This is a genomic window from Sphingopyxis sp. Soil_C_28, assembly GCF_057657055.1.
The window spans coordinates 340,443-363,870 of the sequence record NZ_JBDGJE010000001.1 but is presented as its reverse complement, the minus strand read 5'-3'; the positions used below and the strand labels follow the sequence as shown (position 1 = coordinate 363,870).

The 23,428-nt window shown below is 64.9% G+C and carries 22 protein-coding genes and 2 tRNA genes; 14 read left to right on the top strand and 10 right to left on the bottom strand.

Going from position 1 to position 23,428, the window contains the following annotated elements; translation table 11 throughout:
- Window positions 1-67: 67 nt before the first annotated feature.
- Window positions 68-862: a Crp/Fnr family transcriptional regulator gene (locus AC3A43_RS01715; protein ID WP_487790818.1), complete on the bottom strand. Its 795-nt coding sequence runs from the start codon at window positions 860-862 to the stop codon at window positions 68-70.
- A gap of 207 nt (window positions 863-1,069) precedes the next feature.
- Here AC3A43_RS01715 and AC3A43_RS01710 point away from each other — a divergent pair, with 207 nt between their 5' ends.
- The 5 genes from AC3A43_RS01710 to AC3A43_RS01690 all read left to right on the top strand — a co-directional run bounded on the left by AC3A43_RS01710 (window position 1,070) and on the right by AC3A43_RS01690 (window position 6,906).
- Entirely contained in the window at window positions 1,070-3,679 is a 2,610-nt protein-coding gene (locus AC3A43_RS01710; protein ID WP_487790817.1) for a PAS domain S-box protein, read from the top strand.
- A gap of 131 nt (window positions 3,680-3,810) precedes the next feature.
- Window positions 3,811-4,494, top strand: a complete 684-nt coding sequence (gene gntA / locus AC3A43_RS01705; protein ID WP_487790816.1) for a guanitoxin biosynthesis heme-dependent pre-guanitoxin N-hydroxylase GntA — start codon at window positions 3,811-3,813, stop codon at window positions 4,492-4,494.
- A gap of 2 nt (window positions 4,495-4,496) precedes the next feature.
- On the top strand, window positions 4,497-5,081 hold the full coding sequence (locus tag AC3A43_RS01700; RefSeq protein ID WP_487790815.1) for a DUF1989 domain-containing protein: 585 nt from the start codon (window positions 4,497-4,499) through the stop codon (window positions 5,079-5,081).
- Between the two features lie 84 nt (window positions 5,082-5,165).
- The gene (locus AC3A43_RS01695) at window positions 5,166-6,215 is read left to right on the top strand and encodes a L,D-transpeptidase family protein (protein WP_487792005.1); all 1,050 of its coding nucleotides are present in this window, start codon (window positions 5,166-5,168) and stop codon (window positions 6,213-6,215) included.
- A 4-nt stretch (window positions 6,216-6,219) separates the two neighbouring features.
- On the top strand, window positions 6,220-6,906 hold the full coding sequence (locus AC3A43_RS01690; RefSeq protein ID WP_487792004.1) for an MgtC/SapB family protein: 687 nt from the start codon (window positions 6,220-6,222) through the stop codon (window positions 6,904-6,906).
- Between the two features lie 70 nt (window positions 6,907-6,976).
- Here AC3A43_RS01690 and AC3A43_RS01685 read toward each other — a convergent pair.
- Window positions 6,977-7,062: transfer RNA gene (locus tag AC3A43_RS01685), tRNA-Tyr, on the bottom strand.
- A gap of 80 nt (window positions 7,063-7,142) precedes the next feature.
- Here AC3A43_RS01685 and rlmB point away from each other — a divergent pair.
- On the top strand, window positions 7,143-7,910 hold the full coding sequence (gene rlmB, locus AC3A43_RS01680) for a 23S rRNA (guanosine(2251)-2'-O)-methyltransferase RlmB (RefSeq protein ID WP_487790814.1): 768 nt from the start codon (window positions 7,143-7,145) through the stop codon (window positions 7,908-7,910).
- Between the two features lie 32 nt (window positions 7,911-7,942).
- Here the strand turns inward: rlmB and AC3A43_RS01675 are convergent, their stop codons facing one another.
- Window positions 7,943-8,260 (bottom strand): 2Fe-2S iron-sulfur cluster-binding protein, encoded by a 318-nt coding sequence (locus AC3A43_RS01675; protein WP_487790813.1) that lies wholly within the window; start codon window positions 8,258-8,260, stop codon window positions 7,943-7,945.
- A 100-nt stretch (window positions 8,261-8,360) separates the two neighbouring features.
- Here AC3A43_RS01675 and AC3A43_RS01670 point away from each other — a divergent pair, with 100 nt between their 5' ends.
- Window positions 8,361-8,978, top strand: coding sequence for a DNA-3-methyladenine glycosylase family protein (locus tag AC3A43_RS01670; protein WP_487790812.1), 618 nt, complete (start codon window positions 8,361-8,363; stop codon window positions 8,976-8,978).
- Window positions 8,979-9,102: 124 nt separating this feature from the next.
- Here the strand turns inward: AC3A43_RS01670 and tig are convergent, their stop codons facing one another.
- The gene (tig, locus tag AC3A43_RS01665; RefSeq protein ID WP_487790811.1) at window positions 9,103-10,710 is read right to left on the bottom strand and encodes a trigger factor; all 1,608 of its coding nucleotides are present in this window, start codon (window positions 10,708-10,710) and stop codon (window positions 9,103-9,105) included.
- Between the two features lie 89 nt (window positions 10,711-10,799).
- A tRNA-Leu gene (locus AC3A43_RS01660) sits at window positions 10,800-10,884 on the bottom strand.
- A 191-nt stretch (window positions 10,885-11,075) separates the two neighbouring features.
- On the opposite strand from AC3A43_RS01660, the gene AC3A43_RS01655 reads away from it, so the two are divergent.
- From AC3A43_RS01655 to AC3A43_RS01635, 5 genes are all read left to right on the top strand, one after another.
- Window positions 11,076-11,273: a hypothetical protein gene (locus AC3A43_RS01655; protein WP_487790810.1), complete on the top strand. Its 198-nt coding sequence runs from the start codon at window positions 11,076-11,078 to the stop codon at window positions 11,271-11,273.
- 110 nt (window positions 11,274-11,383) lie between these two features.
- Window positions 11,384-13,066 carry an amidohydrolase gene (locus AC3A43_RS01650; protein WP_487790809.1) on the top strand — a complete coding sequence of 561 codons (1,683 nt, stop codon included), beginning with the start codon at window positions 11,384-11,386 and terminating at the stop codon, window positions 13,064-13,066.
- 157 nt (window positions 13,067-13,223) lie between these two features.
- Window positions 13,224-13,973, top strand: a complete 750-nt coding sequence (locus AC3A43_RS01645; RefSeq protein WP_487790808.1) for a hypothetical protein — start codon at window positions 13,224-13,226, stop codon at window positions 13,971-13,973.
- Window positions 13,970-14,725: a hypothetical protein gene (locus AC3A43_RS01640; RefSeq protein ID WP_487790807.1), complete on the top strand. Its 756-nt coding sequence runs from the start codon at window positions 13,970-13,972 to the stop codon at window positions 14,723-14,725. The genes AC3A43_RS01645 and AC3A43_RS01640 overlap by 4 nt, the downstream gene beginning before the upstream one ends.
- A gap of 70 nt (window positions 14,726-14,795) precedes the next feature.
- On the top strand, window positions 14,796-15,707 hold the full coding sequence (locus AC3A43_RS01635; RefSeq protein ID WP_487790806.1) for a hypothetical protein: 912 nt from the start codon (window positions 14,796-14,798) through the stop codon (window positions 15,705-15,707).
- A 10-nt stretch (window positions 15,708-15,717) separates the two neighbouring features.
- Here AC3A43_RS01635 and AC3A43_RS01630 read toward each other — a convergent pair whose 3' ends face one another.
- The 5 genes from AC3A43_RS01630 to AC3A43_RS01610 all read right to left on the bottom strand — a co-directional run bounded on the left by AC3A43_RS01630 (window position 15,718) and on the right by AC3A43_RS01610 (window position 21,372).
- Window positions 15,718-16,197 (bottom strand): hypothetical protein, encoded by a 480-nt coding sequence (locus tag AC3A43_RS01630; protein ID WP_487790805.1) that lies wholly within the window; start codon window positions 16,195-16,197, stop codon window positions 15,718-15,720.
- An 86-nt stretch (window positions 16,198-16,283) separates the two neighbouring features.
- Window positions 16,284-17,750, bottom strand: coding sequence for an Asp-tRNA(Asn)/Glu-tRNA(Gln) amidotransferase subunit GatB (gene gatB, locus AC3A43_RS01625; protein WP_487790804.1), 1,467 nt, complete (start codon window positions 17,748-17,750; stop codon window positions 16,284-16,286).
- A gap of 1 nt (window position 17,751) precedes the next feature.
- Complete coding sequence (gene gatA / locus AC3A43_RS01620) at window positions 17,752-19,233, bottom strand: Asp-tRNA(Asn)/Glu-tRNA(Gln) amidotransferase subunit GatA (RefSeq protein WP_487790803.1); 1,482 nt, start codon at window positions 19,231-19,233, stop codon at window positions 17,752-17,754.
- Window positions 19,233-19,535: an Asp-tRNA(Asn)/Glu-tRNA(Gln) amidotransferase subunit GatC gene (gatC, locus tag AC3A43_RS01615; RefSeq protein ID WP_187140446.1), complete on the bottom strand. Its 303-nt coding sequence runs from the start codon at window positions 19,533-19,535 to the stop codon at window positions 19,233-19,235. Before gatC ends, gatA begins: the two co-directional genes overlap by 1 nt.
- A gap of 64 nt (window positions 19,536-19,599) precedes the next feature.
- Complete coding sequence (locus AC3A43_RS01610) at window positions 19,600-21,372, bottom strand: DUF4153 domain-containing protein (RefSeq protein ID WP_487790802.1); 1,773 nt, start codon at window positions 21,370-21,372, stop codon at window positions 19,600-19,602.
- 189 nt (window positions 21,373-21,561) lie between these two features.
- Between AC3A43_RS01610 and AC3A43_RS01605 the strand changes: the two genes are divergently transcribed.
- Together AC3A43_RS01605 and ruvX are read left to right on the top strand one after the other, a co-directional pair.
- On the top strand, window positions 21,562-22,845 hold the full coding sequence (locus AC3A43_RS01605; RefSeq protein WP_487790801.1) for a DUF3089 domain-containing protein: 1,284 nt from the start codon (window positions 21,562-21,564) through the stop codon (window positions 22,843-22,845).
- A gap of 117 nt (window positions 22,846-22,962) precedes the next feature.
- Window positions 22,963-23,424 carry a Holliday junction resolvase RuvX gene (gene ruvX, locus AC3A43_RS01600; protein ID WP_487790800.1) on the top strand — a complete coding sequence of 154 codons (462 nt, stop codon included), beginning with the start codon at window positions 22,963-22,965 and terminating at the stop codon, window positions 23,422-23,424.
- Window positions 23,425-23,428 lie beyond the last annotated feature (4 nt).

Genomic DNA, 23,428 nt, shown 5'->3' with positions numbered 1-23,428 from the left:
GTCCGTTCAACGCCGAGGGGACGCCCCCGGTTGCCTCGCCGTGCCCGGCCCGCGCGGCGCATGCCCATCAGATCGCGGACGAAACCGCGCCGTCGCTCACCCGATCGGTTTTGTCGGTATCCAGCCAAAACAGCATCCGCACCCGATCCGCGAGCGCGGGGGCTTCGCCGAGATGGAGGTAGGTGGGATTGAAAGACGCCAGCGCCGCAAGCTGCGCGAAATCCGGAATCTCGAGTCGCATATTGCGCAAATCGACCGCACAGCGAAGGCGCAGTTGCTGGACGATGCGGTTCACATGAACCTGCGTGAGCCCTGTCGCCTCCGCCATCTGTCCTTGCGTCAGCAAAAAATCACAGACACCACCCGCTTCGGCTGGCACGCCGTGCTGGCGAACATAGATTTCGCACATCAACTGCGCGACGCGTTCGAGGGCGTTGCGCTGGCCGATGTTGATCGTCCACTCGCGCTGCACCGCGCCGCCGATCATTTCGGCCCAGCAGAGCGCGGGCGACAGGTTGGGACATAGCTCGAACAGGCGCTGCGCATCGGCGCGGCCGATCTCCGCGACCGACAGACGCCGCACCGCCGCGATCGAATGGTCGGCGCGCGCGACGGTAAAAAGATCGAGGTCGCAAAGTTCGCCCGGCAGGACGAGCCCCAGGATTTGCCGCCGTCCGTCGGGCATCTGCTTATATTTTTGCGCCCAGCCCGACAGGATGATGCGCAGCGCGGCGGGCTTCTCTCCCTCGCGGGCCAGGTCCACGCCCTTCGCATAATCGCGCGCGCCGCGTGCGAGGCTGGCCTCCCAGACCATCCGCTCGCGCGGGGTCAGCAACGCGTTCACGATTTCACCCAGCCCCATGCGTCCCCCTTGAATTCGGGGACCAGATGCGCGTTACGCGCCGCGCGAACATTCACCCATGTTAAGTTGGTGCAAGACTATTCGGTGACGCCCCGATACCGCCTTTAACCTATGTTGGGAAAAGCAGCGCGAAACTCGGCTAGGCCCGGCCTTGGGAACCCGATGTCACGCCGTGACGTTCTTCCTGTGATAGCCGGAAGGGGTTGAATGCTGCGCATGATGGCTGCCGCGCCGGAAGAGATCGCTTTTCTTCACGGCGGCGGCGAGATGGGACGGCTGATTGCCGAATTCAACTGGAGCGGCACGCCGCTCGGGGCGGTTGACGGCTGGCCGCAAAGCCTGCGCGCCATCGTCGCGTTCATGATCCATTCGCCCGTCCCGCTCGTCCTCCTGTGGGGCGATCAAGGCACGATGATTTATAATGACGGCTATTCGGTAGTCGCGGGGCATAATCACCCCCGCCTGCTCGGATCGCCCGTGCGCGAGGGCTGGCCCGAGGTCGCCGATTTCAACGACAATGTGATGAAGGTCGGCCTTGCGGGCGGAACGCTCGCCTACAAGAATCATGTTCTCCGGCTCAACCGCACCGGCCGTTTCGAAGATGTGTCGATGAACCTCGACTATTCGCCGGTTTATGACGACACGGGCGTTCCCGCCGGCGTGCTGGCGATCGTTGTCGAAACGACCGACGCGGTGAGGGCCGCAGAGGCGCTGCGCGCCAGCGAAGCGCGGCTGCGCTTTCTCGACCGCCTCGGCAAACAGACCGCCGCCATCCTCGATGCCGATGAAATACTTGCGATCACCACCCGCATGGTGGGCGAAGAGCTGGGCGTCTCGATTTGCGCTTATGGCTATATGGACAGCGATCAGGACGGTTTCACGATCCGCGGCGACTGGTACGCCGAAGGATCGCAGTCGATCGTCGGCCATTATCATCTCGCCGACTTCGGCGAGCTTGCGGTTACCAATTTGCGCGCGGGCCGTCCGCTCGTCATCAACGACAACAACACCGACATTCCGCCCGAGGCGGCAGCGGCCTTTCGGGCGATCGGCATCGGCGCGACCATCTGCATACCGCTGGTCAAGGACGGCCGCCTGACCGCGTTGATGGCCATCCACCATCGCGAACGGCACCGCTGGACCGGCGAAGAGCTGGCGATGATCCGCGAGATTACCGATCGCAGCTGGGCGCATGTCGAACGCGTCGGCATCGACGCCGAGCTTCGCGCCACCGCCGGCCGCCTTCGCGATCTCAATGAAACGCTCGAACAACGGGTCGAAGAACGCTCGGCGGCGCTCGAGCGGAGCCAGACGCAGTTTCGTCTGCTCGTTCAGGGCGTCACCGATTACGCCATCTATATGCTTGACGACCAGGGCCATGTCACCAGCTGGAACGCCGGCGCCCAACGCATCAAGGGCTATACCCCCGACGAAATCATCGGCCAGCATTTCTCCTCCTTTTACGAAGAGCAGGACCGCGCCGCGGGCGAACCGCAACGGGCGCTGGAAACCGCGCGGCGCGCGCAGCGTTTTGCCGCCGAGGGCTGGCGGGTTCGCAAGGACGGCACGCGGTTTCGCGCGAGCGTGGTGATCGACGCCATCCACGACGACGCCGGCAACCCGATCGGTTTTGCAAAGATCACGCGCGACATCAGCGAGCGCGAGGAAGCGCAGCACGAGCTGGAACTGGCGCGCGAGGCGCTGTTCCAGTCGCAGAAGATGGAAGCGATCGGCCTGCTCACCGGCGGGGTCGCGCATGATTTCAACAATCTGCTCATGGCGATCCACAGCAGTCTGGAGCTGCTTCGCAAACGCACGGAGGGCGATCCGCAGACGCAAAAGCTGCTCGACAACAGCTTGCTGGCGGCCGAGCGGGGCGCGGCACTGACCCAGCGCATGCTCGCCTTTGCGCGCCGTCAGGATCTTGCCACCGAACATGTCGGCATCGAAGAGCTTGTCGCGGGTGTCATGGACCTGCTCCAGCGCTCGCTTGGCCCCGCCTTCACGATCACGACGCGCTTTCCGGCCGACCTGCCGGCTGTCGCCGCCGACATCCACCAACTGGAAATGGCGCTGCTGAATCTGGCGGTCAACGCCCGCGACGCGATGGAAGGCGGCGGCACGATCACGATCGGCGCCGAGGATCGGACCGTCCCGGCAGGCGCGATTCCCGACCTCGAAGCCGGCCGCTATGTGCGCCTGACCGTCGCCGATCAGGGCACCGGCATGGACGCCGAAACGCTGGCGCGCGCCGCCGATCCGTTTTTCACGACCAAGGGCGTCGGCAAGGGCACCGGGCTGGGCCTGTCGATGATCCACGGCTTTACCCGGCAACTCGGCGGGGCGTTGCAGATCGAGAGCAAAGCGGGGGACGGAACGCGCGCGCATATCTGGCTCCCGATCAGCGAGGGGGATGCCGCGGCAAAGCCGGTCGATGCGGAAGCCGCCCTCGCCGCCGTACAAGGGCATCGGCGCCGCATATTGATCGTCGACGACGATGCCATCATCCTGATGAACACTGCCGCGCTGCTTGAGGATCTCGGGCATCAGGTTCTCGAAGCATGCTCGGGCGAAGAAGCCCTCGCCTTGCTCGAGGCGCATCCCGATATCGACCTGATCATCACCGATCAGGCGATGCCCGGGATGACCGGAAGCCAGCTGATCGCCGCCGTGCGCGGCGAGCGGCCCGACCTGCCGATCATATTGGCAACGGGCTATGGCGAAACGCCGATCGACGCGAACTATGCGGTTCAGCGGCTCGGCAAGCCTTTCGGCCAGAAAGAATTGCATGCCGCCGTGCAGGCCGTGGGCCTGTAGTCCCGACCATTCCGGCCCTCATCGCGTCACGACGGGCGGGTTGATGCAACATAGATCAAAGTCCGGCTTCGATAATCGAAGATATTGACCAATCGCTGCAGCTTTTCGCGACGACGAAACGTTTCCGGCGCATGATCAGCTGCCCTCACACCGACACCCGGCCCGACCTTTCCGGCCTCTTCGCCGATTTCGTAGCGGCGCCCGATTTTCCGTGCGTTGGCGCAAAGTCCGCGCTCGCCAGCGGCAATCTGAAAATCGTCGCCGCGCGCGATCTGACAAGCGGCTGGAACGATCTCGACATCCACCGCCAGCTCGCCAGCTGGGCGAAGGACTATGGCAAAGACCCCGCGGGCCTCCGCAGCCTGGTCGTGGTGTTCGAAGGCCCCACCGATCTCGACGAACAAGGCTTTGAAAAGGCCCTCTGGGAACGCGTCCAGTCGCTCGCCGACAAGGATGCGTGGCGGGGACTGCCCGCCGATGCACGCGTGTCGCCCGACCCCGACAGCCCGCATTTTTCGCTCAGCTTCGGCGGCGAAGCCTTTTTCGTGGTCGGGCTGCATCCGGGCGCCTCGCGGCCCGCGCGGCGCTTCAGCCGCCCCGCGCTCGTCTTCAATCTTCACGACCAGTTCGTGCGGCTGCGCGGCGACGGGCGCTATGAAAAGATGCGACAGAGCATCCTGTCGCGCGACGAGGCGCTCGCGGGCAGCATCAACCCGATGCTGGCGCGGCACGGCGAGACGAGCGAGGCAGGACAATATAGCGGCCGCCATGTCGACGACGCGTGGGTTCCCCCATTTCAAAACCCGAGGCCCTGACCATGACCGTCACAATCCCGCCGCGCTCGGGCACGGCCTTCAAACTCGCGAGGGGCGAGACGCTGCGCGTTATCGATCCCCAGGGAGGCCAGGTCAGCGACCTGCTCGCCTTCATGGCGGGCGACCCGCGCGAGGTCATCTCGAACGGGCGTACTTTCGACTATGAGGAAACGATCCGCCTCACCGCCGGCAACCGCCTCTGGTCGAACCGCTCGAACCCGATGCTCGCGATCGTCGACGATAGCGTGGGTACGCATGATTTCCTGCTGACACCGTGCAGCGAGGCGACCTTCCGGCATTTTTATCGTGACAAGCCCGTCCACCGCGGCTGCTTCGGCAATCTCGCCGAGGCACTCGCTCCTTATGGCATCATAGCCGACGCGATCCCGGTGGCCTTCAACATCTTCATGAACGTCCCGGTCGCAGGCGATGGCAGCATTCGCGTGATCGCGCCGACGACGAAGGCCGGCGACTCGATCGGACTGCGCGCGCTCGACGATCTGATCATCGGTCTCACCGCCTGCTCGGCCTATGACAGCTGCGGCGGCAGCTTCAAACCGATCACATACCGGATCGAAGCGGACTGACATTGGGCCGCGCACAAACAGCCTGCATCCTTTCATGACCCGCGACGTTGATTTGACGAACGAGCGAGAGGATCCCAATTGAGAATTGCCCCCTGTCTTGCCGGCGCCCTTATCCTCGCCGGTTGCAACCCATCCCCCGAGCAGAGCGGCGAAAAGACCGCAGCGGCGCCCGCCGCCAACACCCTGGCATTTGAAACCGCCAAATCGGACGCGCCCTTTGCCGAAGCGCCGACCCTCCGTGCGCAGGTGATCCTCGACCAGCTCGGCTTCTCGCCCGGCGTCATCGACGGCGAGGAAGGCCAGTCCTATATCGCGGCGCTTCGCGGCTTTCAGGTCGCCAACGAATTGAAGGAAAGCGGCAAGCTCGACGAGGCGACGCTCGCCGCGATGACCAAATGGCGCGACGTTCCTGCAACGCGGCTGGTCGTCATCCCGGAGGCGTTTGCCAAGGGGCCCTTCATTCCCGACTTTCCGTCCGATGCCGCGCAGCAGGCCAAGCTTCCGGCGCTCGGCTATAAAAATCTGATCGAGGCGCTCGCCGAACGTTTCCACACGACGCCGGAGGCGATCGTCGCGCTCAACGCGCCATCGACGCCGCTCGGCGCGGGAAAGACGGTGCGCGTCCCCAATATTCCCGATGTCGCTGGCAGCGCGCCCGCGGACGACGCGCGCGGCTGGCACGACCGGCTCCAGCGCCTCGGCGTATCGCCAACGCAGCCCAAAGCCGCGAAGGTGGTCGTCGACAAATCCGAAGGCGTGCTCAAGGTCTATGGCGATGACGACAGGCTGATCGCACAATTCCCGGCGACGATGGGCAGTCAGAAGGACCCGCTACCCATCGGCGACTGGAAGATCCAGGGGGTCAGCCGCAATCCCGATTTCCATTATAATCCCAAACTCTTCTGGGACGTCAGCGACAGCAAGGAGGCGCAGTTGCTGCAGCCCGGTCCGAACAGCCCGGTGGGTGTCGTGTGGATCGACCTGAACAAGCCGCATTATGGCATCCACGGGACGAGCGAACCGCACACGATCGGCCGTGCCGAAAGCCACGGCTGCATCCGCCTGACCAACTGGGACGCCGCACGTCTCGCGCAGATGGTCAAGCCCGGGACCCCTGCCAAGCTGCAACCATAGCGTGATGGACCTGCTCGATCCCGATCTGATCTGGCCGATAGCGGGTGCGATCCTCGCGGGGGTCGTGATCGGCGGCGAACGCGAATATCGCGCCAGTCCCGCGGGCCTGCGCACGCATATCCTCGTCAGCCTCTCCGCCTGCCTCCTGATGCTCGCCGCGGTGCACCAGATGGAATGGCTCAACGACGCGCCCAAGGATGTCATTCGCATCGATCCCGTCCGCATGGCGCACGGCATCCTCACCGGCATCGGCTTTTTGTGCGGCGGGGTGATCTTTCGCGAAGGCTTCAACGTTCGCGGCCTCACCACCGCGGCATCGCTGTGGACGACATCGACGCTCGGCATGCTGTTCGGCATCGGATTCTACACGCTTGCCATTTTCGGCGCTGCCGCGACCGTGCTCGTCCTCGCGGCGGTCACGATCACCGAACGCCATGCCCCGCAGCGGCGCGTCGTCCACCTCAGCGCGCGCTACAGCCGAAGCGCCCCGACGTCAGCACAGGCCTTCCGCCTGCTCCTCGCCGACCATGGCATGAAGGCGATCACCGTCGACGAACGGCTGGACGGCGACACGCTCACCTTCTCCGCGATCGCCGACGGGTACAGCGAGACCCGCGCCCGCGACCTTGCCGCCGCATGGACCGCCGACGAAGCGCTTCGCGGGTACGAAATCCAGCCGCAGCAGGCGTAACGACGCGCCGCGTCGCGCCCAACGGACGATCGGTTGCTTGCGATGAATTTGAATGCGCCGCTCGGGGCGGTGGTGGACAGGGCTGGATTCGAACCAGCGTACGGAAACCCGGGCAGATTTACAGTCTGCTGCCTTTAACCACTCGGCCACCTGTCCATGGGGTCCGCTTTGGGAAGCGGTCCAATGGCGAAACGAGGCTTGCCTGTCAATGCCAGTCATGGGAAAGGCGCGGCGTTATGAGACAATTTTCCCGCCATCGCCGCCCCGCCAGTCAAAACTCGCGCGGCCAAGCCATTCGCTTCTGGGGCCGCCACGCCGTTCTGGCCGCGCTCGCCAACCCCGAACGCACCGTAAAGCGTATCTGGGGCACCCGCGAAGTGCTGGGCCAGCTCGACCTGCCCGCCGTGATTCCGATCAGTTACGCCGAGGTCACCGACCTCGCGCGACTCGTCGCGCGCGACGCGCCGCATCAGGGGCTGGTGATCGAGGTCGACCCGCTCGAGGATGTTTTCCTCGGCGATCTGTTGCAGCAAGAGATGGACGCCGACAGCAAGCGCCCGCTCGTCGTCCTCGACCAGGTCACCGACCCGCACAATATCGGCGCGGTTCTCCGCTCGGCCGCCGCGTTCGATGCCGCCGCGATCATCACGCAGGACCGTCACAGCCCCCCCGAAAGCGGCGTCATCGCGCGCTCGGCGTCGGGTGCGCTCGAAATCGTGCCGTGGGTTCGCGTCGTCAACCTGTCGCGCGCACTCGAGGAAATCGCCGAGGCGCAATATTGGCGTATCGGCCTGATGGGCGACACCGAAACGACGCTCGGCTCGACGCTCGACGGCAGCAAGGTCGCGCTGGTGCTCGGCTCCGAAGGCGACGGCATGCGCCACAATGTCATGGAACATTGCGATGTGCTGGCAAAGCTGCCGATCTCGCCGCGCATGGAAAGCCTGAACATTTCCAACGCCGCGGCGGTCGCACTCTATGCGGTGGCGACGGCAAGCAGCTGAACGTCGCCCCTGCGAAGGCAGGGGCAGCGCTTTTAGTCTTCGGCGGCGATCCGGATTTTCAGCCCGTCCAGCGCGTCGGTAAACGGCAGCTGGCACGACAGGCGCGAGCTGTCGTCGCGGTCGGTGGTCGAATCGAGCAAATCGTTCTCGTCCTCGCTCATCGCGGGCAGCTGGTCGGTCGCGCCGGCTTCGACATGGACATGGCAGGTCGCGCACGAGCAGCAGCCGCCGCACAGTGCGAGCAGTTCGTCGAACCCCGCGTCGCGAATATTCTCCATCACCGTCAGGCTGGTGTCGCCCTCTATCTCATGCTCGGTTCCGTCGCGCGTCACGACAATCAGCTTCGCCATGCTAGTCCCCATATCTTCGTTGTCGCTGGCGCTATGTCGCGCGTTGCTTGTCAAATCAAGCGTTGCTATCAGCGGCGATGGAACAAAAGGAGAATATGCGATGGGCCTGAGCCAGCAGCAGCTGAACGCGGGAATCGACGCGCTCGCGGCACAGGATCCCAACGTCGCGCGGGCGCTGGGCAATTGCGGCTACCCCGAACCGCGCATCCGCCCCCCCGGCTACGCCACGCTGCTACGCACCATCGTCGGCCAGCAGGTCAGCGTCGCCGCCGCCAATTCGATCTGGACCAAGCTGGAGGCGCAATTCGGCGAGGGTTGCCCGGTCGAGGTGATGGCGGCCGCCGACTTTGACACGCTGCGCGCGTGCGGCCTGTCTGGTCAGAAACAGGGTTATGCCAAAAGCCTCGCGCAGCTGATCCTCGACGGCGAACTCGCGTTCGACGCGCTCCCTGCCGACGACGAAGACGCGATCGCGCTGCTCACCAGGGTCAAGGGCATCGGGCGCTGGTCGGCCGAAATCTACCTGCTGTTCGCCGAGGGCCGCCCTGATATCTGGCCCGCCGGCGACCTTGCGGTGCAGGAGGCCGTGGGCCGCATCCTCCAGCTCGGCGCGCGGCCGAGCGAGAAGCTCACCCGCGAGCTTGCCGAGCCCTGGCGCCCGCACCGCGGCGCCGCCGCGATCTTCAGCTGGCACTGCTATAATATGGCGGTGATTTGAGGTGAAGCGGGAGCCCCTCCCCTCCCTCGTCATTCCCGCGAAAGCCGGAACCCGGTAGCAACGGCCGAAAAAAAAGCCGGGTGGATCGCTCCACCCGGCTTTTTTGGTTCGCCTGAGGTCAGGCTTATTTCTTGGCAGCGGCCTTCTTCGCCGGGGCCTTCTTTTCTGCGGGCTTGTCTTCGGCGGCCTTCGCCGGAGCAGCCTTCTTCGCGGCAGCGGGCTTTTCCTCGGCCTTGGCTTCAGCCTTCTTGGCCGGTGCCTTCTTCGCAGGAGCAGCCTCTGCGGCCTCTTCCTTCACGTCGGCCTTTTTGGCAGCGGGCTTCTTTGCCGCAGCCTTCTTCGCCGGCTTGTGGTCGTGATCATGGTCGTGACCACAGCCCGGGCCATGGACATGGCCGCTGTCGTCATCGGCTTCGATCGCCGCTTCCAGTTCCTCGCGGGTGGTTTCGCGGTCGCTGATCTCGGCCTTTTCGAACAGGAAGTCGACGACCTTGTCTTCATAGAGCGGCGCGCGAAGCTGGGCTGCGGCGAGGGCGTCCTGCTGCACATATTCCACGAAACGCTGGCGATCTTCGGGGCGATACTGCTGCGCCGCCTGGCTGACCAGCCGCTGCATTTCCTGGTTCGAGACCTGCACGCCGTGCGCCTGGCCGATTTCCGACAGGAGCAGGCCCAGGCGGACGCGGCGGACCGCGATCGCGCGATAATCGTCGCGGTCGTTCTCGAGCTCGGCCTTCGCCGCCTCGGGATCTTCCTCGTGGCTGACTTCATGCTCAAGCTGCTGCCAGATCTGGTTGAACTCGGCCTCGACCATCGTCGGCGGCACGTCGAAGTCGTGCGCGGCGGCGAGCTGGTCGAGCAGCTTGCGCTTCATATAGGTGCGCGTCAGGCCGTTCAGTTCCTGTTCGACCTGATCCTTCATCAGCTCTTTCAGCTTGTCGAGGCTTTCGAGGCCGAGCGTCTTCGCGAACTCGTCGTCGATCTTCGACGCCGCCGGAACCTTCACTTCCTTCACCGTGACGGCGAATTCGGCCTTCGCCGCCTTCAGGTCGTCGACGGGATAATCGTCGGGGAAGGTTACCTTCAGAACCTTTTCGTCGCCGACCTTGACGCCGACCAGCTGGTCTTCAAAGCCCGGGATCAGCTGACCCGAACCGATTTCGACCGCCATGTCCTCGCCGGTGCCGCCGTCAAAGGCGACGCCGTCGACGCTGCCGGCGAAATCGATGATGACCTGGTCGCCCTGGGCGGCCTTCTTGGTCTTCGGCGCCTCTTCGAAACGCTTCATCTGTGCGGCAAATTCTTCGATCTTGGCCATCACGGCCTTGTCGTCGGCGGGCACCGTCAGGCGCTCCAGCTTCAGGCCTTCGACCGACGGCGTTTCGATGTCGGGCAGCACTTCGAGGCTGACGGTCAGCTCGGCGTCGTTGCCGGCTTCATAGCCGTCGGCCAGCGTCACCGCGGGCTGCAGCGCCGGGCGAAGCTTTTCCTTCGCCATCAGGTCGCGCACGCCGGCGTCGATCGCCTTGTTGAGCGCGTCGGCCGACAGCGCCGGGCCGTGCATCTTGCGGATCAGGTTCGGCGGAACCTTGCCGGGACGGAAACCGGGCATACGGACGGTCGGGGCGATGCTCTTCACCTCGTCGTCGACGCGCGCGTCGATATCCTTGGCGGTGATGGTCACGCGATATTCGCGCTTCAGGCCTTCGTTCAGCGTTTCGACGGTCTTCATTGCCTTGGTCTTATCCTTGCTCAAAATCTCGTATCCGAACCCCGCCCCATTGGCGAAGTTCCCCTATCCCGGCCTGCTGCTCGCGAAAATGGTGCGGGCGAAGGGACTCGAACCCCCACATCTTGCGATACTGGTACCTAAAACCAGCGCGTCTACCAATTCCGCCACGCCCGCTCAAAGCTTCGGCCGGGTGCACGAAATCACGCGCTGCCGCGCACGCCCGTGCGGGCCGCGCGGGGCTATAGCAGACGCGCAGACGAGAGCAAGGGCACAAAGCCCCCCCGTTCCGCTTGCGGAACATGGTTGGCGCCCGCTTGCGGAACATGCTCGTCGCCCGTTCGTTGGTTAACATAAGGAGAGAAACCATGACCAACGCCGTCGACCCGTTTCCAAAGCCCAAGCCCGACACGATCGAACCCATGGCACCGCCCGAACAGCCGGTGCAGCCCACCCCGCAAGAAGACCCCGCCGGCCAGCCCGTCGAAATCCCCGGCCGCCCCGGCGGCGGCGACATCGACCAGCCCGGCCGCGGCCCGGATGAAGTGCCGCCGCAGCAGGTTTGATAATCATCTTCGTCATTCCCGCCTTTGTGGGGATGACGAAGATTAGATTGCTCAGGAATACTTGACCTCTCCCCTCGCCCTCCGCACGATGCGGCGCAGGGGAGAGAGACATGAAATTAACCGCCGCCATCGCACTGCTCTTGGCAACGACCGCACCCGCCATCGCGCAGGACACCATAATCTACCGCGGCGGCCCGATCGTCACGATGGACGGCGACACGCCGCACACGGTCGAGGCCGTCGTCGCTCGCGACGGTCGCATCACCTTCGCCGGTCCCGAAAAACAGGCGCGCAAAGCCGCCGGCAAAGACGCGGCGGTCCACGACCTCAATGGCGCCACCCTGCTCCCCGGCTTCATTGACGCGCATTCGCACTTCACCGTCGCGACGATGAGCGCGGGCGGCATTGACCTCCGCGACAAAGCGCACCCCGCCGTCGCCGACATTCCCGCCGTACAGGCCGTGATCCGCGATCATATCGCGCGCATCATGGCAAAGCCCGGCAGCTGGACGACCGTGTGGCAGTTCGATCAGGAGACGCTTGCCGAAAAACGCTACATCACCCGCGCCGAGCTCGACGCCGTCGCCCCCGACCGCCCGCTCGTCGTCCTCCATGTCTCGCTCCACGGCGCGGTCGCCAACAGCGCCGCGCTGAAGGCCGTGGGGATCGACGAGAGCACCCCCGTCCCGCCCGGCGGCATGATCCTGCGCGACGAGGCGGGCAAGCTCAACGGCGTGCTGCTCGAAAAGGCGATGTTCCTGATGCTCGCCAAAATGCCGCAGCCGACGCCCGAACAGAAACTCGCCGCACTCGACGCCGCGCAAAACGCCTATTTCGCCGAGGGCTATACCCACGCGCAGGATGGCGCCACGCAGCCCCCCGACGTCGCCTTCCTCACCTCCCCGCAAGCGCGCGAACGGCTCAGAATCGACCTCGCCTTGCTCCCCTTCTCGACCGGCCTCGACGGCCTGCTCGCCAGACCCGACCTAAAATTCGGAACCTATCAAGGCCATGTCAAACTGCAGGGGATCAAGTTCGTGCTCGACGGATCGGTGCAGGGCCGCACCGGCTTTTTCACTCGCGATTACAAGCGCGGCAGCCCGGAAGGCCATCACCCTTGGCACGGCGAACCCATCGTCTCCGAAGACGAATTCATCGCGCAGGCGAAGAAGGTCCACGACCGCGGCTGGCAATTGTTCGTCCACGCCAATGGCGACGCCGCGATCGACATGGCGATCCGCGGCTTCGACGCGCTCGGCATCAAGGCCGCCGACGACCGCCGCCCGATCGTCATCCATTCGCAATTCCAGCGCCGCGACCAGCTTCCCGCCTACGCCCGCATCGGCGTCGGCCCCGCCTATTTCTCGAACCACGCCTGGTATTGGGGCGACGTCCACCGCACCAATTTCCCCACCGAAGTCGTCGATTTCATCAGCCCCTTCCGCTCGGCGCGCGCCGCGGGTCTCACCCCGTCGAACCACAGCGATTACAGCGTCACCCCGCTCGACACGCGCTTCATGCTCTGGACGTCGATGGCGCGCGTCTCGCCAACCGGTGTCGTCAGCGGACCCGACGAACGGCTGAACGCTTATGAAGCGCTGCAGGCACTCACCACCGGCCCCGCCTGGCAAATCTTCGAGGAAGATCGCAAGGGCCGGATCAAAGCGGGCCTGCTCGCCGACTTCGTCATCCTCGACAAGAACCCGCTGACGGCGGCTGTCGAAGACATCAAGGGCATCAAAGTCCTCGAAACGGTGAAGGAAGGAAAAAGTGTGTGGCGGGCGAGAAAATAAGACGCCTTCGCGCTCCGCCACGGCCATATTAGGCAAAAACCCGCCCATCTTCCCCGTCACTATTGGGTGTCCCCGGAAAAACCGCTTGCAAAGCTGTAAGTAACATTTAGCAACCTGTCTATTAGGGTCTTTCAGGCCAAGTGACGGGGGTCGCATCATGCGTTGGGGGGCAATGGCTGCCGGCTTTTCGGCGGCCGTTTGTTGGAGTTTTGCGGGCGAAGCCGCGCAGCCGGAACCGGTGAGCGTTCCGGCCGCTGCCAGCGCCGACGAGCCCGCCGAGCCGGCGCCCGCACAGCAACCCGCTACACCGCAATCCACGGCCCTTGCCCTCGCTTCGCTCCCGCTCGGGACGCCCGTCTTCGTCATGCTCGACCAGGATCTGTCGACGATGACCGCAGCGATCGGCGATCGCTTCACCGTCATCGTCCTCCACGACGTCATCGACCGCGATACGATTGTCATCCCGCAAGGAGCGACCGGTTATGGCGAGATTACCTTCACGACCAACAAGGGCGGTTTTGGCAAGCCGGGCATCATTGGCATCGCGCTGCGCCAGTTGCAGCTCGGTGACCGGCAGGTCGCGCTGAGCGGACGCTATCGCGAAGAAGGACAGAGCAAGGCTGGCGCAACCGCGGCGACCTATTTCGTCGTCGGCCCCTTTGCCGGCTTCATCAAAGGCAAGCCCGGCGTCATTCCCAGGGGCCGCGAGCTCAAGGCCCGGACCGGCGAGGCGATCGCCTTCACGCCGGGCGTCTCCGCCATTGCGCCGCCCTTCGCCGGCCCCTCCATTCCCGCGACCACCGACCCGGCGCCGACGGAACCGGCCCCCACGGAACCGGCAGTGACCGCGCCAACGGCCTCGCCCGAAAATCTCGAACACACTATTCAGCAGGGAGAAACAGGATGAAGTTCATAACCACCAAGACCGCGCTGGCAACGCTCGCCGCCTCGTGCATCGCCGCCGTGCCGGCGATCGCTCAGGACAGCATCGGGCCCAAAGACCCCATCGAGGCAGTCCCCGCCGCCGAAGGGACAGCCGACGCGGATGTCGCGGCCGAACAAGCCATCGCCGCGGCGGCTGCCACGGCGCCTGCGCCGGCCTGCGAACTTCACGTCTTTCCGACTCTCGAAGGTCAGGCGATGACTACCGGCTGGCTGTCGGGCTTCGGGATCGTCGGCGCCGTCGCCGACGCGGCGTCGAACAAGAATCGCAACATCAGCGAAGCCGACTATCTGAAGGAAGCACTGGGACCGCAGATGCAGATCGACGCGCTGAACTCGATCAATCTCGTCGAGGCGCTGAAGCTGCCCCCGTCGCAGATCATCTTCGAAACGCCGATCGCCGACCGCAAGATCACGACCAAGGCCGCGACGCGGCTCAGCACGTCGAAGGCGCCCTGCTATGTCGAACTGGTCATCACGCAGAATTTCTACACGAAAAAAGCGATCTACGGCCGTTCGCTGAACAATCGCTTCATCGTGAAGGATTTCCGCACCGGCAAGGACAAGGCCGCGCTGGTCAAGGGGCGCGGCGGCAACGGCCTGTCCTTCTTCCCGCCCAAGACGACCGACGAGACCGAGGCGGCCGAAAACGAACTGCGCGAAGTGTTCGTCAAAAACTTCCTCGAATATGCAAAGGGTGTGAAACCCGCGAAATAAGTGCTCGCGCGGCGGGGGCGATGTCGTCCCGCGTCCGCCGCCAACCCTCCCCTCGTTCGTGGAGCTTTTCGTGCGCATTTTCACCGCTCTTGCCCTCGCCGCCACGCTGCTGCCCGCCCCGGCAATCGCTGCGCCCAAGGCACCCGACGCACCGCTCACCGTCGCGGATCAGCACCGCCGCGTCGAAGGCGGCCGCGCGGTTCAGGTGGGCCTCGCGCAAAACCGCATCGAAACGAGCATCGATGTCGGGCGCGTCGCAGCGGCGACCGGCGGCGACCTGATCGGGGCGCTGATCATCTCGGGCATGGACGACAAGCGCAAACGGCTGAGCGACACGGCGACCGAACGCGCCGAGGCCGCGGCTGCGCCGCTTCGCGATGCGCTGCGCGATTTCGATGTCGATGCACTCGCGCTCGCCGCGACCAAGGCTGCGCTCGCCCAGCCCGACTGGTTCGGATTGCAGGAGATCGGGCTGACGAAAACCGTCTCGCCCGCCAGCCGCAGCGCGTTCGCCTTCGCCGCGACGACCCCGCAGGTCGCGTTCGTCACCTGGCGCTATTCGCTGTCGCCCGATTTCACCCAGATCCGCGTCGCCGCCGAAATCATGATCGAGAGTAAACCGTCGGCCAAGGGCCGCAGCACTGCTTCGCCCCTCCTCTACCGCCAGACCGTGTCGAGCGCCGTCCAACTCGGCAAGCGCAGCTATGACCCGCGCGAGAATGTCGCCCGGTGGAGCGCCGAAAGCGGCCATCTCGCCAGGACCGCGCTCGCCGCGGGCTTCGCCGAGGTCGAGCGGCTGATCCCTTACGCGCTCGACCTCGGCGCCGCCGATGTAAAATCATTCACCGCAAAGGACCGCGAAAAGGGCTTCGGCGCTGGTTTCTACGGCCCGCTGGTCAGCCGCGACGCCGACGATCCGGCTAATCTGCTCCTTTGGACCAAGGATGGCCTCATCCACATAAGAACGCTGCCCGGCAGCTAGAGCGACCGCCTCAGCCGGTGCAGAAGGCGACGAAGCGCTTGATTGCCTGTTTTCCGCTGGCGGTGCCCGCCATATTGATCGATCGCCCACCCGACGTCATGCGCAACCAGCCATTGACCGCAAAGGCGCGGATCAGCGGCGACCCGCCGGCGATTTCGCGCGACTGGAAAAAAGGCATTTCGTCGATTTCGGTCGTGCCGGTCACGCGCAGCCTGGCGTCGCCCGAAGCCAGGTCGATCGCAGTCAGATTGGGCGAGCCACCCGAAATTCCGGCAAAGATACGGTTACCGCCCTGCTCGCAGGTAAAGTTCAGCGGCTGGTCGTCGGTGCCGTCGACTTCATAGGCGAGGACCGCGTCCGACACCCGGTCTTCGTTGACCCGCATCGTCCAGTCATATCCGTCGGCGACCGCGGGCGCGGCATTTGCCGCACCGCTCAACGCCAGCACCAACGCACCGCCAACCGAAACCATCGTCCGCTTCGTCATCATATTTCCTTCGCCATCATTGCGCCAATTTAAGGGCATATGACATCGAAGCCTCTGAATTCGCTGTGAACTCGATCACTTTCAGTTGATCAACCGAGCGCTTTTTTCAGCAACTCGTTGACGACCTGCGGGTTCGCCTTGCCCTGCATCGCCTTCATCGTCTGCCCGACGAAGAAGCCGAACAAGGCTTCCTTGCCGCCCTTATACTGCTCGACCTTGTCGGCATTGGCGGTCAGGATTTTGGCGATCTCGGCCTCGATCGCGCCGGTGTCGCTCGTCTGCTTCAGCCCGTCGCGCTCGACGATCACGCCCGCACCGTCGCCGCTTTCAAGCATCTTTTCGAACACCTGTTTCGCAATCGTCCCCGAAATCGTGCCGTCGGCGACAAGGCCGAGCAATTCGGCGGCGTGCGCGGGCGAGACCGGCGAATCCGAAATGTCGCGGCCCATGCGGTTGAGCGCGCCGAACAATTCGCTCGTCACCCAGTTCGCCGCCGCAACCGGCTTCGCGCCCGCGTCGAGCAGCGTATCGAACCAGCGCGCCGCCTCGACCTCGGCGGTCAACACATCGGCGTTATACGGCGAAATCCCCGCGCTGAGATAGCGCGCGCGCTTGGCGTCGGGCAGTTCGGGCAGGCTGTCGCGGCATTCCGACAGGAAATCATCGTCGAGGATCAGCGGCAACAGGTCGGGATCGGGGAAATAGCGATAATCATGCGCATCTTCCTTCGACCGCATCGACCGCGTCTCGTTGCGGTCGGGATCGTAAAGCCGCGTTTCCTGCACCACCGCGCCGCCGCTTTCGATCAGTTCGACCTGCCGCTTCGCCTCGCCCTCGATCACCGCCATCACGAAACGCACCGAATTGACGTTCTTCGTCTCGGTGCGCGTCCCGAACGCATCGCCGGGCCTCCGCACGCTGACATTGACGTCGGCGCGCATCGAGCCTTCTTCCATATTGCCGTCGCACGACCCGACATAGCGCAGGATCGAACGCAGCTTGCGGACATAGGCGCCGGCCTCGGCGGGCGATCGCATGTCGGGATCCGACACGATCTCCATCAACGCCACACCGCTGCGGTTGAGGTCGACATAGCTCATCGTCGGATGCTGGTCGTGCATCAGCTTGCCGGCGTCCTGCTCGACATGGATGCGCTCGACCCCGATCGCCTTGTCGGCGGGGATTCCGGCCTTCTCATCGGCTGCGATCGTCAGCGAACCTTTGCCGACAAGCGGATGATAAAGCTGCGAGATCTGATAACCCTGCGGCAAATCGGCATAGAAATAATTCTTGCGATCAAACCGCGAATATTTGTTGATCTGCGCCTCGATCGCCATGCCCGTGCGCACCGCCTGGCGGATGCACTCGCGGTTCGGCACCGGCAGCATCCCCGGCATCGCGGCATCGACCAGCGACACCTGCGTGTTCGGCTCCGCCCCGAACGCCGTCGCGGCGCCCGAAAACAGCTTGGCGTTGGTCGTGATCTGGGCGTGGACCTCAAGGCCGATCACGACCTCCCACTCGCCGGTTTCACCCTTGATGCGATAATCGCTCATCTTACCACCACTTCTCGGCGCGGGCGGTAAAGCCCGCCCGCTCTTCAATAGCCAGCCCGGCGTTCAGCACGCCCTGCTCGTCGAACGCCTTGCCGATGATCTGCAGCCCCAGCGGCAGCCCTTCGCGGTTCAGCGCCGCGGGGACCGACATCGCGGGCAGCCCCGCAAGGCTCGCGGGCACCGCGAACACGTCGTTCAGATACATCGACAGCGGATCGGCGGTCTTTTCGCCCAGCCCGAACGCCGCCGACGGCGCGGTCGGCGCGAGAATCACGTCGCACACCCCGAACGCCTGTTCGAAATCGCGCGCGATCAGCGTCCGCACCTTCTGCGCCTGCGTATAATAAGCGTCGTAAAATCCCGCCGACAGCACATAGGTGCCGATCATGATGCGCCGTTTGACCTCCGGCCCGAAGCCGTCGGCGCGCGTCGCGGCATACATGTCCTGCAACCCCGCCCCCTCGGGCAGGTCGCGCAAACCGTAGCGCACGCCGTCGTAGCGCGCGAGGTTCGACGACGCCTCGGCGGGCGCGATGATATAATATGCGGGCAGCGCATATTTGGTGTGCGGCAGGCTGATCTCGACCACGTCCGCGCCCGCATCCTTCAGCATCGCGATGCCGGCATCCCACATCGCGTCGATATCGGGATCGATTCCTTCGAGGCGATATTCCTTGGGAATACCGACCTTCTTACCCTTGAGATCGCTCGACAAAGCCGCTTCCCAATTGGGCACCGCCAGATCGAGGCTGGTCGAATCCTTCGGATCGAAGCCCGCCATATTCTCGAGCATGATCGCGCAGTCGCGTACATCGCGCGCCATCGGCCCCGCCTGATCGAGCGAACTGGCGAACGCCACAATGCCCCAGCGCGAGCAGCGACCATAGGTCGGCTTGATCCCAGAAATGCCGGTGAACGCCGCGGGCTGGCGGATCGAGCCGCCGGTGTCGGTCCCCGTCGCCGCGGGGCACAGCCGCGCCGCGATCGCGGTCGACGACCCGCCCGACGAACCGCCGGGTGCGAGCGCGGCATTGCCGCCATCCTTGCGCCGCCACGGCGAAATCACATTGCCGAAATAGCTCGTCTCGTTCGACGATCCCATCGCGAACTGGTCGAGGTTCAGCTTGCCCAGCATCCCCGCGCCCGCGTCCCACAGCTTCGCCGACACCGTCGATTCATAGCGCGGGACAAAGCCTTCGAGCATATGGCTCGCCGCGGTGGTCTGGACGCCGTTCGTCGCGAACAGATCCTTCATCCCGATCGGTACGCCCGACAGCGGCTTCAGCGTGCCCGCGGCGCGGTCGGCGTCGGCGGCCTTCGCCGCGGCCAGCGCATGCTCGGGTGTTTCGACGATAAACGCATTCAGCGCCTTGGCGCCCGCGACATTGGCGCTGAACGCCTCCGCCACTTCGACGGCGCTGAAATCGCCCGCGCGATGCCCGTCGCGGATTCCGGCGACGGTCAGATTGGTCAGCTCGGTCATTATTCGATCACCTTGGGCACGCCAAAAAAGCCGTGCATCGCCGCCGGCGCATTCGCCAGCACATCGTCGCGGCGGTTGCCGCCGGTCAGCGGGTCAGCGTCGATCACATCGTCGCGCAGCCGCAGCACATTCGGGATCACCGCGGTCATCGGCTCGACCCCGGTCACATCGACCTCGCCGAGTTGCTCGACCCAGCCCAAAATGCCGTTCAATTCGCCTTCCATCGCGGCGGCTTCGGCATCGCTGATCGCGATGCGCGCCAGCGACGCTATTTTCCTGACTGTTGCCTGATCGATTGCCATTCTTTTCGCCTTTGCGGGAGAAGCTGCGCCGCTAGCATCCCGCCCCGTGCGCTTCAACCCGTGCCTATTCGAAAGTCCCCGATTCCGGCACCCCATCCACCACCAGACGGCGTTGCTGCAACGTCTCGACCTCGATATGCGCCTTCGACAGATCGACGTCCGGCCTCTTCGCGGGCGACGCCCTGGCCCGGTCGCCCTGCACCCACTCGCCCGCATCATTCTGCGTAACGAAATCGAAATTGAGCGACTCGCCGGGCTCGTTTTGCCCCAACACCCCGATCCTCTTGTCGTCGAGCCACACGGCAACGCACGCTTTTGCGCGGCTGCACATATAGGTGCCGGCAATCCGATCGAGCGCGGCGGCGGGCAGCGCGCGCTCGGCGGGAACGATCCGCAGGCGCTCGACAAGCGGCTTCAGCAATGTCGGTCCGTCGGGACCCGTCAAATCCCAGCGATTTTTCGCCGCGAGCGCGGATTTCGCCGCATCGGCCCGTGCCTTCTGCGGCGATCGCTCCAGCTCTTTCAGCGCCGCACGCCCGCTCGGTCCGAAATCATAAGCCAGCGCCGCCCAGTCGAACTTCTCGACCGGCGTCGCCCCCGACTTCAACCGCGCCAGCTGGTCGCGCGTCGAAATCGCCCCGAAATCGAGGATCGGCAGCGCGAGGAACAGCGCCAGCAAGGCCAGCCCGATCGCCAGCTTCTGCTGCAACGGTCGCAACAGATCGTCAAAATCGCGCCGCCCCTTCGCCACCGCCCACAATCCGACAAGGCCATAAGACAGCGCGATGAACGCCGCGATCACGCCCCAGATGCGCTCGGGCGTCCAGCCATATTGGATCACCCGCAAGTGCATCGAATAAGTGGCGATGCCCGCCAGCGGCAGCACCGCGACCGCCAGCACCGGCGCGGCCCATCGCAGCATCGGGTTCGTCACGCGATCATCGCGGCCATTGCCGATCACCGCATTGGCCAGCAGCACCGCAAACGCCGCCGCCGCCATCATCAGCGCCGCGGTCGAGAAGCCCGAATCCCAAAGCTTCTGCAACCCCGTCCCCGCCAGCGACAGCAGGAAAAGGACCAGCGCGGCGGCGAGCACCGGCGCCAGCACCGCGAGCACGATCATCACCAGCCGCTGCAACGTCGACACCAGCCTGTCGCGCTCGCGCAGCAGTCCGACGGCACCGCCGAACGCGGCGCCCGCGAGCATCCAGCCGAACCATTCGTCATTGAGCAGATCGCGGATCAAATGGATCCCGATCAAATCGAACATCTGCCCGATCAGCACGATCAGCAGGAAGGTGATGCCGACGAACGCCAACGACGCCGCCCCGATGACTGCATCGGTCCACGCATGGCTGTGAAGCCGGTCGTAGGGCATCTGCCACAGCTTCCAGAACCGCCAGTCGGGCGCGACATCGCGCCGCGTCTGGAACAAAGGCGTCGCGACGAGCACCGCGAGCATTCCCGACCAGAAGGGCCATTCGACGGGATTGCCCTGAATATTATACGCCGCGGTCTGCCATGCGATCAGCCCGAGGATCGCGCCCCAGATCAGCGCGAAACCCGCCGCCCATTGCCATCGCCGCAGCTCGACGCCGAGCACGAACACCACCGCCGCGACCGCCACCGCGGTCGCAAGGGCGCTCCGCCAATCGGCCAGCGCATCGTCATAGCTATGGTCGATCAGCAGATGAAAGCTCAGCCCCGCAACGGCGCAGATCGTCGCCATGATCCACGGGCGCAGCGGCCAGGGCAGATCATTATCGTCGAGACGCGCCGAAACGCCGGGCGATCTGGGCGACGAATCGGGTGCGGCGGGTGCGTTTGTGTCGGTCATGATCGCAATCTGGGCTTGTTTCGACGGCGCGGGCAAGCCAAAGCTGCGCCTCAAGCCCGCAATAAATAGGGACAGTCCCTATTTAATTTCGAAGAGACGTCGAACCGCTCTGCATCTCGCGGATTAAATGGGGACTGTCCCTATTTATTGCCGCGCAGGCAGAGACATCCCCTCCCCGATGGAGCCCCAATGGCCCGCAAATTCCTCTATTTCATTGCCGCGATCATCATCCTCATCCTCGCCGCCGGGGTCGTCTACCAGCTCTTCCCGGGATGGATCGCGCGCACCGCCTTTGTGCCCAGCGCCGAATTCAAGCCGCAGGCCGCCGTCGCGCCCAACGCCTATGACGATCCGAAGATGTGGTTTGCGCGGCCTGGGATGGAAAAGGACCCGTCGGCCTGGCGTCCTGCCGCCGACGACGTCGAAACCCCCGCGCCCGACAGCGCCAAGGCTCAGCGTGGCGACCCGCTGATCCCTCCCGTCCATGCCGCCACGCCCGTGACGCCGAAGGGCGACGCCGCGGTCTTCTTCGTCCACCCCACCAGCTATTACAGCCGTTCAAGCTGGAACGCCCCGCTCGAGGACCGCGATTCCGATCACCGCGCCAATCTCTTCGTGCAGGGCATGGCGAGCGCCTTTGCCGACGCCGGCGAAATCTGGGCGCCGCGCTATCGGCAGGCGACGCTCGGCGCCTTCCTCGCCGAAGATCGCGTGACCGCGGGCAAGGCGATCGATTCGGCCTATCGCGACGTCGAGGAAGCGTTCGACGCCTTCCTCGCCGCACAGCCTAAGAACAAGCCGATCATCCTCGCGGGCCACAGCCAGGGCGCGCTCCACCTCACCACCTTGCTCAAGACCCGCATTGCGGGCACCCCGCTCGCGAAGCGCATCGTCGCCGCTTACGTCATCGGCTGGCCGATCAGCCTCGACACCGACATCGCCGGCCTCGGCCTTCCCGCGTGCCAGACGCCCGAACAAAAGGGCTGCATCCTCGGCTGGGCGACCTTCGCCGATCCCGCCGACCCCATCATGGTCACCGACGCCTATGACGGGACGATCGGCTTCGACGGCCGCCCGCGCGCAGGCACGCGGATGCTCTGCACCAATCCGCTCACCGGCATCCCCGATACCGAAGCGCCGCCCGCCGCCAATATCGGCACCCTGCGGCCGACCGAAGGCTTCAGGAGCGGATCGCTGATCGCGGGCAAGATCGGCGCAACATGCGACGACAAACGCGGCTTCCTGATGATCGGCGATGCCGATATCGCGAAAAATTACGTCGTCGCGGGCTATGTGCTCCCCGGCAACAATTATCATGTCTACGACATCACCCTGTTCTGGGCGAACGTCCACGCCGACGCGCTGCGGCGTCTCGCGACCTACGAAGGCAAGCCGTCGCCGGTTCCGCCGGCGGCGGCGCCGCTGCCTCGTCCCGCGATGCCCACTCCCCCGCCTTCGTCACCCCCGACTTGATCCGGGATCGCGCTTTCAACCCGTTCGCATCGAGCGAAGGCGAGGTAATAAATAGGGACAGTCCCTATTTATTGGCTCCCTCGACGCGGGATGATATTGAAGGGTAAGGAGCGGAGCATGATCAACACCGCCGCCCCCGAATTCGCCGCCTTGTTCCCGAACGGCGGCCGCCTCGCCGGGCTCGACGTCGGCACCAGGACGATCGGCGTCGCTTTCTGCGATATCAACTGGAGCTTCGCGACCCCCGACAAGACGATCATCCGCAAGAAATTCTCCGCCGACCTCGAAACGCTCAAGGCGCTCATCGCGCAGCACAGCATCGTCGGCCTCGTCGTCGGCCTCCCCCTCAACATGGACGGCACCGACAGCCCGCGCACCCAAAGCACCCGCGCCTTCGCGCGCAACCTCGTCCCGCTCGCCCTCCCCCTGCTGCTGTGGGACGAACGCTGGTCGACCGCCGCGGTCGAGCGCGCGATGATCGCCGCCGACGTCAGCCGCGCCAAGCGCGCCGAACGGATCGACAGCGCCGCCGCAGCCTTCATCCTTCAGGGTGCGATCGATGCGCTGATCCGCCAATAAGGGC